This window comes from Streptomyces sp. NBC_00122 (genome assembly GCF_045160845.1).
In the GTDB taxonomy this organism is placed as follows: Bacteria; Actinomycetota; Actinomycetes; order Streptomycetales; family Streptomycetaceae; genus Streptomyces.
The window spans coordinates 169,539-183,099 of sequence record NZ_CP108191.1 but is presented as its reverse complement, the minus strand read 5'-3'; the positions used below and the strand labels follow the sequence as shown (position 1 = coordinate 183,099).

The window sequence follows — 13,561 nt, the reverse complement described above, 5'->3', positions numbered from 1 at the left end:
CGGCCGCTACGCGCCGACCGCCGGGCCCGGGCCCCGCCGGCCCAGGTCCGGCACCTCGCCGCAGGCCGCCCACGTGACCTCGACGCCGGGCAGGCCGCGCGACCACGGCGCGGCCACGGCGGCGAGCCGCGCCGCGTCCGGCGGGGTGGCGCCGAGCCCGATCGCGTAGCGGGCCAGGCCCGGGACCGTCCCGAAGGGATCCGGCCAGGCGTGCGCGTCGGCGGTCCCGGCTTCCTCCAGGGCGCCGAGCAGCGCCCGCATCCGGCCGCGCACCCGGCCCAGGACCGACTCGAACTCCCGCTCCTCGGGCGCCCGTACGGTCACCACCGCCCAGGCGGCGTGCCGCCGGTGCAGCGGCGGCGCCGCCAGGACCTCGCCGAAGGCCCCGGGATCCGCGTCCAGCAGCTCCCAGGCCCGGTACAGCTCCCGGACCAGCAGATCGCGCATGCCGAGTCCCACCTGCGTCGTGCAACTGCGGACCGGCTCGGAGGGGGTGAGGACCGTCACCGGGCCGGGCCCCGGCGCCGAGGGCGTCAGGCCGACCGGCTCCCGCCAGTCCCACGCCGCCCACATGCCGAAGAACTCCCGCAGCAGGGCCTCGGGCGGAATCGGCCCGGCCGCGCTCACGGTGCGCGCGGCGAGCACCGCCCAGGCGAGGCCGGGCAGCGCGCCGAACGGCGCCGAGTCCAGACCCCGCGCCCGGGCCCAGGCCTTGACCTCCCGGGCCAGCCGGGTGAAGGCGTCGGCCTCCTCGCGCACGAAGTCCCGTACGGCATCCGCGTCGCTCAGCGCGCTGAGCGCGACGGCCGCCGCCTCGCCCAGCTCCGACCGCCGGGCGAGCGCCTGCCCCGGTTCCACCGCGCCACAGCCGACCACCACCAGGTCCACATCCAGCGTCCCCAGCCGGAACCGCAGGCCCGGCACCCGCGCACCGGTCACCTCACGCATCCGCTCGGCCTCCGGCAGCGCCGCTTCGACCCGTCGCCGTACCTCCGCGACATCGGGCGAGCCCGGCAGCGCCGCCACCAGGTCCAGGTCCGCGTGCGCGAGTTCGCAGCGCATGCGGCGCGATCCGGCCACCCGCAGCAGCCCGGCGCCGATCGCCCCGGCCACCCGATCGGCCGTGGCCGTGACGAACCGGGCAGTGACCGGCTCGGTGATCGCTCCGGTGGCGGGTCCGGGGGCGGGTTCGCCGACCGGCTCCGCGGCCTCCGGCGCCACCCACCGCACCTCGCCGGTTCCCAGAGCCACCGTCGCCCGGACCCGCATCGGCCCGTCCCCGCGCCGTGAGAGCACCGCCAGTTCCCCGACACGCGCCGACACGCCGCCGCCGAGCCGGGCGGTGAACTCCCGAGCCGCCCGCTGCGGATCCCGGCTGCGGCCCAGGGTCAGGTGCGGGGTGTATTCCCCGGTGCGCTCCCGGCACCCCGGGAACCGCCGTGCCAGCGCCCCGCGCAGGTCCTGCCACGGCTCGTCGCCGGCCGCCGCCGGATCCAGCCAGAGCGTGGCGTCCTCCCGGTGCCCGAAGCTGTGCACCCCCTCCATCCGTGCCGTGAACACGGGGGTCGCCGCCGCCACTTCGGCCAGCAGCGGTACGGCCTCCTCGAACGAGGACTCGGGCACGAAGCCGAAGAGCAGGTTGACGTGTGCGGGCCAGCGGTCGGCCTGCGGGTCGTGCGCCCGCCGCAGCGCGTCCGCCGCCTCGGGGAGTTCGGGCGGCAGCCACGCCACCGCCGTACGCGCGGTCGACGGTACTCCCCCAGCTCCGCTGGGAGGGGCCCCCAGCCGCGCGGGCCCGGCGCCCGGTGCCCCCCACTCCACCGTCGCCTCCACCCCGTAGTGGTCGGAGACGAACAGGCCGTCCCGGTCCGGGGCGTGGCCGCGCAGCGCCGCCCGGGTCACCCGCGCCGGCCCGGAGGCCCTCAGCAGGATCCGGTCCAGCCGCGCCGCCCGCCCCGACAGCGAGCCCACCGCCGCCAGGGGATTGGCCACCGGATCGAACGTGGGCGTACCGTCGCCGGCCCCGTGCACATCGGTCCAGGCATCCCGCATCCCCAGCGCGGCCCCGGGTCCCTCGGCTCCGGAGCGGCCGTCGTTGAAGTCGCCCAGCAGCGCCACCGGGGCCTCCACACCGCCCAGCCCCTCGGCCAGCCGCCTCAGTTCGGCGGCCCGCCGTACGTCTCCGTTCTCGGTGTGATCGCTGGTCAGGTGGGTCGCGGCGACGACCAGGGGGCCGCCCGCGACGTCCACCGTGACCGCGGTGACCGCCTTGTGCGGGCCGAGCCGGTGCAGTCCCGCCTCCCGTACCGGCAGCCTGCTCAGCACCAGCAGCCCGTACTCGGCGACGTCGCGGCCGCCCGGATCCGCGGCGAGCGTGTACCGCTCCCGCACCCAGTCCTCGGCCAGCAGCATGCCGAGCAGCGCGGGCTCGACCTCCTGGAGCACGATGACATCGGCGTCGGCGGCCGCAAGATCGGCCAGCAGCAGCGGCCTGCGCCGGGCGGTGGCGATGAGCGGGGCGTCGTACCGGTCCCAGAGGGTGTTCCAGGTCAGCAGCCGCACCGCGGTCGGGGCCCCCGTCCCGCCAGGGGGAGGGGCCTGCGTCGGCAGCCAGCCGCCGCCGTCCGCCGGATCCCACGCGTACGGGGTCCGGGCGGTGAAGAACGGCGCCCGCAGCAGGCGCGGATCACGCACCCGCCCCGCGGCGGTGGCGTCGATCCGGTCCACTCCCGTGGCCCGGTCCCACACCAGTTCGCCGTCCGCCTCGACGAACAGCACGCGGTGCCAGGGGATGTCGCCGCCGGGCACGAAGGACGGCAGCGGCACGCGCTTCGGGGCGGCTCCGCGCTGGAGCAGCCCGAGGACGAACCGCGCCGGATCGAACCGGGGGTCCCAGCGGACCTGATGGTAGAGCTCCTCGCTGGTACGCATCAACGCTCCCCGCCCGCCGCGGCGCCCAGAACGCCCACCGTGTCCTCGACGCCGCCGCCCGCGCCGATGTACCAGGTCCGGTGCGCCTGACCGGGATACGGCGGGCTGAACCGGTGCAGCTGCGAGTCCAGTACCTGCGGCGGCACCGGATGCGGGCGCGCGGCATTGCGCCGTACCAGCTCCTCCTCGTCGACCAGCACGACGGCGTGGGTGACCAGCGCGTCGCGGCGGCGCGCGACCGAACCGGCCAGTCCCCGCTGCTGGTCCGTGAGGGAGGTGGCGTCCCACACGACCGTGCCCCCGCGGGCCAGCGCGGCGTCGAGGCGGTCGAGGCCCTCGCTCAGCACCTCCGTGTTGGCCCGCTGGTCCGCACGGGAACCCCGGGCGGTGCGCAGATCGTCGAGACTGATGTAGGTGTCCACTCCGGGCAGGGCGCGTCCGAAGGTGCTCTTGCCGCTGCCCGAGGGGCCGCACAGCTGCACCAGCCGGGGGAACGTTCCGTCGCGCCAGCGCCAGGTGGCCGCCACCGCCTCCTCCGCCGTGCCGATCCGACCCAGCGCGAACGCGCGCCGCGCCTCGGCCCAGCAGCGGTCGGCCGCGTCCGCGCCGAGCTCACCGAGGGGTTCCCGCAGCGCGGTGCGCAAGGCTCCGAGCGGGTCGGGGCCGAGCAGCCCCGCCTCCTCGGCGCACAGCGCGGACCACTCCACGCACTCGCGCGCCTGCGCGTCCCCGGCCGTCGCCCCCGCCAGCGCGTGCAGCACGCCCAGATCGGCCGCGGCGGCCATCCGGACCAGCCCGGCCCGCCGCTCCGTGTCCGGGAACGGCCGCTGGAGGTACGGGTACAGCCCGAGCAGGTCGGACACCTGCCGCGCGAGCCCCATCCCGAGCGGTCCCGCCGCGAGCCGCGCCGCGACCCGGCCCCGCGGCGCGCCGTGCAGCGCGGCGGCCAGCACCCCGGCCAGCCGGGCGTCGCCGGTCCGCCCCGATCCGTCCGTCCGCGCGGCGGCCTCGGCCACCGCATCGGCGACGGATGCGGTCGGGGCATCGGTCCCGGAGACCTGGCCGGCCTCGGCGGCGCCGGCCGCCCAGGGCGCACCCGCCACCCCGGCCGCCGTCAGCAGCTCCGCCGCGTCGGCCCGCGCACCCGACCGGACCGCCCACAACGGGGCGGCCGGACCGAGCCCGTTCGGCACGACCGGTGCGAACATCCAGTGCGTGTCCGTCTGCACGTGCCCGCCGCGCACCCACTTGGTCACGCACCGCCCGAAATCCTGGTACGCGAAGCCGTCCACGGTCCGTACGACGTACCCCTCCTGCCGCGCGGTGTCGAGCTTCAGCCTGCGCAGCGCACGCTCGTCGAAAACGCCCCGCCACAGCACGCGCGGAGCGGGAACGCCCAGACCGCGCAGGAAACGTACGGTCCGGTCCCAGTCCAGGCAGTGCTCCCCGTCCCACACCGAGAACCCGTAGAACCAGCTCTCCAGATCCTCGTACGCGAGCGAGTGCCGGGCGTACAGGTTCTCCCCGCACACCCGCCAGCCGGCCGGGATGCCCGCGCCGATCCGCCCCTGGAGGCCCTTGACCCAGGCCCGCGAGGGGTGGTGGGCCGAGTCGAGCGAACGCGCGTGCAGGCCGTCCGCGTACAGGGTGGTGTTCTCCCCGTCGAGCTTCTCGGTCACCACGACCTCACGCCCGGCCAGCCCCGACCACGCCCCCGGCCCCGTCACCCGGACATCGTCCGCGCTGGCCCCGGGAGACCAGGGCAGATGGGGCGTACGGGGGTAGTGCGTGCGCATGATCTGCTCCTGCTCGACGACGTGGTGCCCCGTCACTGTAGGTATCCGGAGCAGCCTCATCCATCGAATAACGGCCCGCCCGCGCCGGGCGGCCCGCTCAGGGGCGGCGGCCGGACCAGGCCACCAGCCGGTCGAGGGCGGACGCGTCCTCGGCCACGGGGACGACCTCGCCGTACGGGATACGGCCGCCGCGGGCTTCGGCGGGCAGTGCCCGGCGTACCACCTCGACCAGTCGCTCCAGCAGGCCGGCGTCCCAGTCCGGCCGCTGTCCGGTGGCGGTGGCGAGGTCCCAGGTGTGCAGGGTCAGTTCGTTGGCGTACACGGCCGCCGCGACCGCCCCCGGCTTGACCCCCATCGGCAGGCGCAGGTCGCGGCCCAGCACTCCCGGGTCCGCCCATACCCGGGCCGCCTCGCGGGCGGCCGGCTCCCAGGCGGCGGCCCACTCGCCGTCCGCGAGCTCGTCGGCGAAGGACGGGACGCTGAAGGGGTCCTCACCACGCCCGATCACCGCGATCCGCCGCAGCACGCCGACGAGGTGGCTCGACAGGCGCCGGACGTCGAACTCGGTGCAGGGCGTCGGAAGGTCGTACTGGTCCGGCCGGACGGCGGCCAGGGTACGCCCGGCGAGGGCGACGGCCGCCGCCAGATCCGGACGGGTGTCGACGCCGGGGTAGGAGGCCGCGGCGGCCGGGGCGGAAGGGGCGGTGGTGAACTGCTCGGTTTCGGTCATGACCTCATCCTGGCGGGCAAAGTGGCCACCTTCTGGCCAGTTTTCCGGGGAGAATCCTGTCCATGCGAAACGACTCCCATGAAGGCTGACCGGCTGGTGGCGGCCCTGCTGTTCCTCCAGGCGCGCGGGCGCGTCACCGTCCCCGAAGTGGCCGAGGAACTCGACGTCTCGGAGCGCACGGCACGGCGCGACCTGGAGGCACTGGCCGCCGCCGGGATCCCCGTCTACGCGCAGCGCGGCCGGGGCGGCGGCTGGTCCCTGGTCGGCGGCGCCCGCACCAACCTCACCGGCCTCACCGCCGACGAGATCCGGGCGCTGTTCCTCGTCGCCGGCCCCCAGGCCACCACCCCCGAACTGCGCACCGCGCTGCGCAAACTGGTCCAGGCCCTGCCGGCCACGCTCCGCGGAGGCGCCGAGGCCGCCTCGCGGGCCACCGCCGTCGACGGCACGGACTGGTCGCGCACCCCCGTCACCGCCGACGCCCCGTACCGCTCGGCCCTCCAGCGGGCCGTGGTGGACGGCACCCGGATCCGCCTCGGGTACGCGGGCGCCGGCAAACCGGCCGCCGTCCGTACGGCCGACCCGCTCGGACTCGTGGCCAAGGCAGGAGTCGAGTACCTCGTGGCCGGTACGGAGGACGGGCTGCGCACCTTCCGGCTCAGCCGGGTCACCTCGGTCGAGCCGACCGGCGAACCCGCCCACCGGCCACCGGACTTCGACCTCGCCACGGCCTGGCGGGAACTGGCCGGGGCCATGGAGGACCGGCTGTACGCGGTGACGGCCCGGGCCCGCGTCGAACCCGGCGCGGTGGCGCTGCTGGCACGGCTCTCCGGCGGCCGGCTGCGCGTCGGCGGCCCGCTGCCCGACGGCTGGACGGAGGTCTGGGTCGACGGCCCGGCACCGCGGGCGCTGGCCGCGCACCTGTCCGGACTGGGAGCCCGGATCGAAGTGCTCGAACCGCCGGACGTACGGGAGTGGCTGGCCCGGCTGGGCGCCGAACTCGCCGGGCTCTACGGACCGCCCCCGGACGACGGGCCGGCGTGACGCACCGCCCCGGGTGCGCTCAGCCGCCGGCCGGTATCGCCGCGGCCAGCCCGCCGCCGGCCGCGAAGTGCAGCCGGTCCAGCCGGGCCGCGTACGGCCAGCCCGCCGCCCGGTAGAAGCACAGGTCGCTCGGGATCGGTACCGCCCGCAGGTCGGCGGCGTGCGTCCCGGCCGGCAGTGTGGCGGCCGCCGCGAGCAGCGGGTCCGCGGATCCCGCCCACTCGCCGACCGGGGCCGGCCGCGGCCACGGCTCCCCGGTGTTGGGGAACAGCCACCGGGTGTCCCGGGTGACCCGGCCCGCGAAGTCCGGGCCGTCCACGGCCTGCCGGGCCAGCCGGGCGAAGGTCAGCAGCAGGTCCGGCAGGGATTCGGCGACCAGGGCCACTTCGGGGTACTCCCGCAGCGCCTTCGCGTCGGCGGGAACGGAGACGGCGTACCCCCACCGCCCGGTCTCCGGGTCGACGCGGATCTGCAGGAGTGCGGGGCTGTGCCCGTACCCGATCCGGGTCAGCGGCCAGTACGTGCCGTCGCCGCCCATCATGCGGTGCACCTCGGGGTCCACCTCGTGCTCGGGGGCTCCGGGCAGCAGCCGCAGCGCGGGCAGTCCCGCGATGGCCACCCCGCCGATCTCCCGCAGCACGCACCGGACGTCGGCGGGCACCGGGACCGCCCAGCCGTCCATGGTCCGGTCGCAGGCGCCCGCGTCGAGGACGGCGAAAGAGGGGAACTCTGCTGCCAGCGCGCGCAGTTCGGCGACCGCGCGGTCCGCGGCATCCGCCGGCGGGCGGTGCCTGCGCACCGGCCGCCCGAGGAAGTCCCCGCTGACCACGCTGCGCAGCAGCAGTGCCCGGCCGTCGCCCACGATCCGGTACTCGACCTCGCTGCTGCCGGTGTCGGCCGTGTTGTGAGAGGTGGAGAAATATGGTTCCCAGCCCACCGCGCACGGGTAGCCGGGCAGGTCGCGCAGGTCGACGAGATCGGTGAGCGAGTCGCCGCGCCCGACGAGCGCGGCGAGCCCGGTGTCCGTCCCCTCGGCCACCTCGACGGTCGGGACGGCCGGTACGAAGTGCTTCGCGGCGGTCCGGTCCGCCGTCCCTTCGGCGAGCCGCCGGGTGAAGCAGGCGAGCCAGCCGACGAACTCCGGGGCCTCGACGGTGACGTCCGCGCCGTCCCCCCACGGACGGACGGCCACGACCGGCCCCCAGCCGACGGGACCGACGCCGACGATGAGCGAGCCCTCGCCGAAGTCCAGTTCACCGAGGGTCCAGTGACTGTCCTCGAACACCGCGCGACCGCGCGGCCCGAAGCGGTACTCGTGCGCCTCGCTCTCCAGCCCGCCGATCTCCCGCAGCACGATCCGGACGTCCTCCGGGACCGGGACGGCCCAGCCGTCCAGCTCCGCGTCCGTGAACCCGTCGAACAGCTCGACCTCGTGCGGCCGTTCCCTCGCCAGCTCGCGCAGCGCACGGACGACGGCCGCGGCCGCCTCCGGTCCCGCGTCGTTCATGTGCCTGCTCCCCGAGTCGTCCGCCGTGCGATTCCGAGGGTAACCGCCGGTCGGGCCGGACACCCCCTCTACCGGCACAGGGCCACGATGGAGGGAGACACCGTGCCGCGGGCCGCCTCGCACAGCGGCGTCATGTCGTACGTACGCGGCGGCGCGGGACGGGACTTGGCCTTCGCCGGGGGGAACGTGCGGGGCCTGGCCGGGGGCGCGGGGCGGGCGGGCTTGACGGGAGTGACGGGCTTGTACGGCGCCGGCGGCCGGTGCGGCCGGTATCTCCGGGTCGGCTCGGCCGCCCGGTGCTGCGGTTCCGGGGCCGCCGCCGGGACCGGATCCGCCGGTGCGGGCTCCCGGGCCTCCGGGCTCTGCGGGGCGGTCTCCTCGGCCGTCGGGAGATGGCCCAACGGCAAGGCGGGGACGGCCGGTTGGCGGGGCTCCGTGAGGGAGGCCGCGGGCGTCAGGCGCGCAGCGTCCGGCGGGGCGGCGGGATGCACGGTCACGCATCCGGTGGCCATGGTGAGTGCGGCAAGGGTCAGGGGCAGGGCCCGGCGCAGCTGCATCCGCCCACCCTGCCGTACGGGGCGCCCCCGGGCGGCACCCGTCATGCGGATGGGTGAAGTCGCCCGGCGCCCGGTGACGCAGAGGTGCTGGGCACGGCGCCGTACTGCCCGCGCAGCACCTCGCGTACGGGATCGGCGGCGGCCGCGGCCTGCGGGTGGTGGACGGCGATCGCGTCCAGCAGCCGGCCCCGGGAGCCGAACACGTGGGCGGCGAGCCAGGCGGAGCCGTAGCCGGCCACGGCGGCGGCCGTGCCCCAGACTGCCATCCGCCCGGCCACCGCCCGCTCCCGGACGTCGCACAGGCGGGCCAGAGCCATCCCGGCCAGGACGTACGGGAAGTAGGTGGCCAGCGGATACGCGCCGGTGAGCAGCAGCTCGCAGAGCACCCGGCCCAGCCCGGCCCAGCTGGTGAAATCGGCGGCTTCGGGAACCAGTCCCCGCCCGGAGGTCCCGTACCCGAACACCGGGCCCAGCAGGAAGGACAGCAGCGGGCCCGCCACCACCGAGAGTGCCGCGACGGCGGCGAGCAGCGGGGTGGCGAGCCGGGAGAAGGGTTCGGCGGCGAGGAAGTACACGGCGAAGAAGGCCAGGATGACCAGGATCCCGGGCCACAGCGAGGCCAGGAACACGCCGAGCAGGGCCAGGATCGCGGAACGGATCAGCAGGGGGCGGTAGCGCCGGGTCCACCCGCCGGCCGGGTCGCGGTCGCGCTGGGCGAGCACCAGGGAGAAGCCGGCGAGGAGGGTGAAGAGCGCCGGGGCGCGGCCGTCGGCCGCGACGATCAGGAACCCGGCGCCTTCGGGCCGCGCGCCGGGGCCGACGTGCACGGCGAACATGCCGAGGACGGCGAGCCCGCGCACGGCATCTACTCCGGCCAGCCTTCCGGAATCGACGTGCCCCGGACCGGAAGCGCGTCGCACGGCTGGGTCTCCTCGGTCCGGTGACGTGGTCGGACCGGCGGGTTTCATGCCGCCAGTCCGCCTCCGGAAGGTAGCAAGGACCGCATAACCAGGTAATAAGGAGGTATAGGGGCGGCAAAGCGGAGCGGGCGGGGGGCTGCCGTAACCAGCCGGCCGCGCCCGCTGTTGCACAGTCGGCGGGTCCACCCACGGTGAACGGAGTTCAGATGCCGCAGTTGACCGACGAGGCCGTGCCCGAGCAGGGCGGCGCAGGGACCGACGAGCACCGGAGGGCGGGGACCTGGATGACCCCGGAGGCCTACGGTGCCTCGCGCGCCGTGCTGTGGACCGGCGCCGTCGTCCTGGTCACCGACGTCGACGGCCGGGTCCTGGTGCAGAGCGTCGACTACCGCGCCGACCGGATGCTGCCCGGCGGCGCCGTGGACGCCGGCGAGGCGCCGTCCGCCGCGGCGGCCCGTGAGGTGCGCGAGGAACTGGGCGTCGACGGGTGCTACCCGCACGGCCTCGCCGTGGACTGGATCCCGGCCGACACCCCGGGCTTCCCGGCCGGGATGCGGTTCCCCGGCGAGATCCTCCATGTCTACGACGGCGGCACGTGGACCCAGGACCGGATCGACTCCGTTCGCCTTCCGCCCCAGGAGATCACCGGCATCCACTTCGCCGAACCGGCCGATCTGCCCGGCCTGATGGACGCGGGAGACGCCCGCCGCGCCCTGTCGGCGCTGCGTGCCCGGATCAACGGCTGCGGGACCGCCCTGCTGGAGGACGGCCGTCCCACCGTGCCCAACGCCCTCGACCGGCTGGGCGTGCTGCGCACCCGCCGGGAGCCGCAGCACGGCGCCTGGCACCCGGGCCCGGTACCCGCGCGGCTGCCCGTACGGGACCGCTCGGGGTGGCTCTTCGCCCCCGACGGCCGGGTCCTGCTCCTGGTCGACCGCGCCACCGGCGCAGCGCACCTCCCGCCCCCGACGGCCGCACCGGCCGCCGGGGCCGTCGAGCTCGGCTACCGCCACGGTGACCAGGGCGCCCACGCCCGCACCGCGGCGCGCCTCACCGGGTTCCCGCCGGCGGCGGACCCGGTGTACGCCCGGCTCCTGGCCACCCCCGAGCAGGTCCGCGAACTGAGCGACTGGGGCCGGGCGGGCGACGACGAACTCGCGGCGGTCCACACGGCCCGCACCCACCTGTCCCTCCCGTCCCCGCCCCGCACCCCGCCCACGGAACTCCCGGAGCCGGGCACCTGCTGGTGAGACCGGGCCGCCGCTGTCAGTGCGGCCTCCTACCGTCGACGGCATGGGATTCACCAGTGCCTGGTCGATCAGCGGCCACGAGGACTCCGTCATCGGGGAGCTCGCGCCGCGCGTGGCGGTGGCGATCGAGGCCGACCGCGACCGCCCGGAAGCCCGCCGCCGGTGGGCGCGGTGGCAGAGTGCCCCGCTGCCCGACCACCGCACGTGGTGGACGGGTACGACGCACGACGACGCGATCCGCTCCTTCCTGGAGCTGACGAGCCCGGGTCGTCACGTCGACGACCTGTGCAACGGCAGCTCGGACCCGGATTTCCACCTCGCGGACGATGTCTGGGAGCGCCTGCCGGAACCGGAGGCGATGTTCGTGTCCGTCCAGCGGAAGGACTATGCGGTCGCCGCGCTCTTCCATGCCATCGGGCCCTGGCGGGCCGCTCTGCTGCCCGGCTGGTGCGGGAACTTCCTGCTGACCGCCGGCCAAGTACGACGGGCGCTGCCGCAGGTGGAGCGCGCGCTGGCGTTCACGCCGGGGGAGCGGGAGCGGGCTCGGGAGCAGGAGCGGCACTGGCTGGACCGACCCGACGGCGAGGAGAGCGTCCTCGACGGGCCGCTGCGAGCCTGGCGCGGGGCCGCGCGGGCCGGGCTCGGGCTGTGTGGGGTCGCATTCCACGTGATGTGAGCCGGGTGTCGGCGGGAGGGCCGGACCGGCCGCGTCCGCCGCCATGATCGGGAAATCCGGCGTCCGCGGTCCGCGGTCCCGCAGCATGGGGCCATGAGCGACAGTGCGATCACTTACACCCTGTACATCCAGGCCGATCCCGACCGGGTCTGGCAGGCACTCACCGATCCTGCCCTCACCCGCCGTTACTGGGGCCTGAGCTTCGAGACGGACTGGGCCGTGGGCTCGACGATGGCCTGGGTCGAGCGCGGGGCCAGCACCACCGACCCCGAGCAGGTGGTCCTCGACTGCGTCCCGGACCGCCTGCTGTCCTACACCTGGCACACCTTCAGCCCGCAGTGGGCGGCCGCGGTCGGGGTCGACGAGGAGCTGCGGGCGGAACTGGCCGGGGAACGGCGCACGAAGGTGACGTACGAGATCGAGCCGGTCGGCGACGCCCTGGCCCGGCTGACCATCCTGCACGAGGGCTTCGAACCCGGCGGCACCCTGATCGGCATGTGCGGGCGCGCCTGGCCGATGCTCGCCTCCAGTCTCAAGACCCTCCTGGAGACGGGAGCCCCGCTGCCCGGGCCCGGGGACGGGACGGAGCAGGGGTACGGCGGGCACGAGGCGTACGAGACCCGCGAGACCCGCGGGATCGGCGACGCCGGAGACACCGGCGGGTCCGGCGGCAGCTGACCGGCGGATACGGAGAGCCGGCCCGGGCAGCCCGGCTCTCCCCGCCCCCGCCCCCCCCGCCCCAACACCCGTACACCACGCCTGAGATCATGTGTGCCGGCCACTGATCAGGAGTGCGGACATGGCACGCGAGCACGGCACGGGGCGGACTCTGGGCGAGATCCTGGACGCGGCCGCGGAGGGGCGGTTTCCGCCGCCCGACGGCGGCACGACCGTGGTGCCGCAGGAGAACCGGCGCGACGCGGGCGTCATCGCCTTCACCGCGCACTCCGTGGTGTTCACCGACGAGGACCCGCACTGGGTGCGGTCCACTCTCGAAGCCCTCACGTGCGACGCCCTCGCCGCCACCATGAACGCGCGCTTCCTGGCCGCGCTGCTGGACCGTACGGGCCGTACCACCGACACCGTCGACCTGCTGACCGTCGCCGGACCGCTGTCCGGCGAACCCCCGCTGGAGCTGCGCGAGATCGCAGACCCCGACCACCCCCGGGTACGGCGGGCCCTGCACCGCCGGGACGGCGTACGGGTCTGGGCGGCGGACGGGGGAGTCGTCGTCCTCGGCCGGGGCGTCGCGGGCCGCTGGGAGACGGCGATTGAGGTGGATGAGGACGTCCGCCACCGCGGCCTCGGGCGGGACCTCGCCCGCGCCGCCCGCCACCTCGTCCCCGACGGGCAGCCGGTCTGGTCCCAGCAGGCCACCGGCAACGCCCGCAGCGTCCGCGCCTTCCAGGCCGCCGGCTACCGCCCGGTCGGCGCGGAGGCGCTGATGCTGCCCGCCGCGGGCTGAGCAACCCGAAAGGCACCCGGAAAGGCACCCCGGAAGCGCCCCGAGGGCACCCTGACCACCGGGCGCTCACGGCGGTCGTGTGGAATGGGTGCCATGGCGAGAGGGAAGAAGCAGCAGCGGCACACCTTCGGCATACCGCGGTCCGCAGCGGTCGGGCCCGCGGCGGGCGGCCGGGCGGAGCGCGTCCGCGAAGGCGTCGGCCGATGAGCCGTTCCGATGCCGGCACGCCGCACGAGCACTGGCGTTACGGCCGCCACCTGGAGTTCCTGGCCGTGGCGCCGGGCGAGTCCGCCGAAGCCGAGGCCGTGGCCGCCGTGCTGCGCGACCCCGACCCCGTGATGGCCGAGAGCGCGGTGGTCACCCACCTGAACCGCCGGGCGGCCCGGCTGCTGGCCGACGAGGGGTTTCCCGCCTGGGCGCAGGCCATGACGGCCGCGCTCGCCGGCCGCGCCTTCCCCGAGCGGCGGCTGCGCGAATGGACCCTGCTCAAGGCGATCTCCCGCGGTGAAGCGTGGTCCGCGGCGGAGCTCACCGCCGCCTCCGACTGGTGCCAGCGCACCGCCGCCCAGTCCCTGACCTCGTCCGAGGCCCTGCGGCTGCTCGCCGCCGAGGCCCGCACCCGCCGCGTCCGCAACGCGGCCGCCGATCGCCTGCGCCGCCGCACCCTGGCCTGACCAGGCCCGCC

12 protein-coding genes are annotated in these 13,561 nt (G+C 76.1%); 6 read left to right on the top strand and 6 right to left on the bottom strand.

All coding sequences use genetic code 11. From position 1 onward, the window contains the following. Positions 1-6: 6 nt before the first annotated feature. The 3 genes from OG737_RS00845 to OG737_RS00835 all read right to left on the bottom strand — a co-directional run bounded on the left by OG737_RS00845 (position 7) and on the right by OG737_RS00835 (position 5,457). Complete coding sequence (locus tag OG737_RS00845; protein ID WP_405921077.1) at positions 7-2,931, bottom strand: poly(A) polymerase; 2,925 nt, start codon at positions 2,929-2,931, stop codon at positions 7-9. Further along, complete coding sequence (locus OG737_RS00840; RefSeq protein WP_328930168.1) at positions 2,931-4,727, bottom strand: RNA ligase family protein; 1,797 nt, start codon at positions 4,725-4,727, stop codon at positions 2,931-2,933. Before OG737_RS00840 ends, OG737_RS00845 begins: the two co-directional genes overlap by 1 nt. 97 nt (positions 4,728-4,824) lie before the next feature. Then, entirely contained in the window at positions 4,825-5,457 is a 633-nt protein-coding gene (locus OG737_RS00835) for a TIGR03086 family metal-binding protein (protein WP_328924178.1), read from the bottom strand. 78 nt (positions 5,458-5,535) lie between these two features. On the opposite strand from OG737_RS00835, the gene OG737_RS00830 reads away from it, so the two are divergent. Next, positions 5,536-6,501 carry a WYL domain-containing protein gene (locus OG737_RS00830; RefSeq protein WP_328924177.1) on the top strand — a complete coding sequence of 322 codons (966 nt, stop codon included), beginning with the start codon at positions 5,536-5,538 and terminating at the stop codon, positions 6,499-6,501. A 19-nt stretch (positions 6,502-6,520) separates the two neighbouring features. Here the strand turns inward: OG737_RS00830 and OG737_RS00825 are convergent, their stop codons facing one another. The 3 genes from OG737_RS00825 to OG737_RS00815 form a co-directional block, all read right to left on the bottom strand. Beyond that, the gene (locus OG737_RS00825) at positions 6,521-8,008 is read right to left on the bottom strand and encodes a hypothetical protein (protein ID WP_328924176.1); all 1,488 of its coding nucleotides are present in this window, start codon (positions 8,006-8,008) and stop codon (positions 6,521-6,523) included. Between the two features lie 68 nt (positions 8,009-8,076). Continuing rightward, positions 8,077-8,565: a hypothetical protein gene (locus OG737_RS00820; protein ID WP_328924175.1), complete on the bottom strand. Its 489-nt coding sequence runs from the start codon at positions 8,563-8,565 to the stop codon at positions 8,077-8,079. Positions 8,566-8,606: 41 nt separating this feature from the next. After that, positions 8,607-9,485 (bottom strand): heparan-alpha-glucosaminide N-acetyltransferase domain-containing protein, encoded by an 879-nt coding sequence (locus OG737_RS00815; RefSeq protein ID WP_328924174.1) that lies wholly within the window; start codon positions 9,483-9,485, stop codon positions 8,607-8,609. A gap of 206 nt (positions 9,486-9,691) precedes the next feature. Here OG737_RS00815 and OG737_RS00810 point away from each other — a divergent pair, with 206 nt between their 5' ends. The 5 genes from OG737_RS00810 (at position 9,692) to OG737_RS00790 (ending at position 13,550) form a co-directional block, all read left to right on the top strand. Then, positions 9,692-10,735, top strand: a complete 1,044-nt coding sequence (locus tag OG737_RS00810; RefSeq protein WP_328924173.1) for an NUDIX hydrolase — start codon at positions 9,692-9,694, stop codon at positions 10,733-10,735. A gap of 43 nt (positions 10,736-10,778) precedes the next feature. Next, positions 10,779-11,411 carry a hypothetical protein gene (locus tag OG737_RS00805; RefSeq protein ID WP_328924172.1) on the top strand — a complete coding sequence of 211 codons (633 nt, stop codon included), beginning with the start codon at positions 10,779-10,781 and terminating at the stop codon, positions 11,409-11,411. 93 nt (positions 11,412-11,504) lie between these two features. Continuing rightward, complete coding sequence (locus OG737_RS00800) at positions 11,505-12,089, top strand: SRPBCC family protein (RefSeq protein ID WP_328924171.1); 585 nt, start codon at positions 11,505-11,507, stop codon at positions 12,087-12,089. Positions 12,090-12,210: 121 nt separating this feature from the next. Beyond that, the gene (locus tag OG737_RS00795) at positions 12,211-12,876 is read left to right on the top strand and encodes a GNAT family N-acetyltransferase (protein ID WP_328924170.1); all 666 of its coding nucleotides are present in this window, start codon (positions 12,211-12,213) and stop codon (positions 12,874-12,876) included. A gap of 203 nt (positions 12,877-13,079) precedes the next feature. Next, entirely contained in the window at positions 13,080-13,550 is a 471-nt protein-coding gene (locus tag OG737_RS00790) for a hypothetical protein (RefSeq protein WP_328924169.1), read from the top strand. Positions 13,551-13,561 lie beyond the last annotated feature (11 nt).

What these genes read in the sequence shown, in the direction of transcription:
- OG737_RS00845 (WP_405921077.1), bottom strand. Translation starts at nt 2,931, where the DNA reads ATGCGTACCAGCGAGGAGCTCTACCATCAGGTCCGCTGGGACCCCCGG.
- OG737_RS00840 (WP_328930168.1), bottom strand. Translation starts at nt 4,727, where the DNA reads ATGCGCACGCACTACCCCCGTACGCCCCATCTGCCCTGGTCTCCCGGG.
- OG737_RS00835 (WP_328924178.1), bottom strand. Translation starts at nt 5,457, where the DNA reads ATGACCGAAACCGAGCAGTTCACCACCGCCCCTTCCGCCCCGGCCGCC.
- OG737_RS00830 (WP_328924177.1), top strand. Translation starts at nt 5,536, where the DNA reads ATGAAGGCTGACCGGCTGGTGGCGGCCCTGCTGTTCCTCCAGGCGCGC.
- OG737_RS00825 (WP_328924176.1), bottom strand. Translation starts at nt 8,008, where the DNA reads ATGAACGACGCGGGACCGGAGGCGGCCGCGGCCGTCGTCCGTGCGCTG.
- OG737_RS00820 (WP_328924175.1), bottom strand. Translation starts at nt 8,565, where the DNA reads ATGCAGCTGCGCCGGGCCCTGCCCCTGACCCTTGCCGCACTCACCATG.
- OG737_RS00810 (WP_328924173.1), top strand. Translation starts at nt 9,692, where the DNA reads ATGCCGCAGTTGACCGACGAGGCCGTGCCCGAGCAGGGCGGCGCAGGG.
- OG737_RS00805 (WP_328924172.1), top strand. Translation starts at nt 10,779, where the DNA reads ATGGGATTCACCAGTGCCTGGTCGATCAGCGGCCACGAGGACTCCGTC.
- OG737_RS00800 (WP_328924171.1), top strand. Translation starts at nt 11,505, where the DNA reads ATGAGCGACAGTGCGATCACTTACACCCTGTACATCCAGGCCGATCCC.
- OG737_RS00795 (WP_328924170.1), top strand. Translation starts at nt 12,211, where the DNA reads ATGGCACGCGAGCACGGCACGGGGCGGACTCTGGGCGAGATCCTGGAC.
- OG737_RS00790 (WP_328924169.1), top strand. Translation starts at nt 13,080, where the DNA reads ATGAGCCGTTCCGATGCCGGCACGCCGCACGAGCACTGGCGTTACGGC.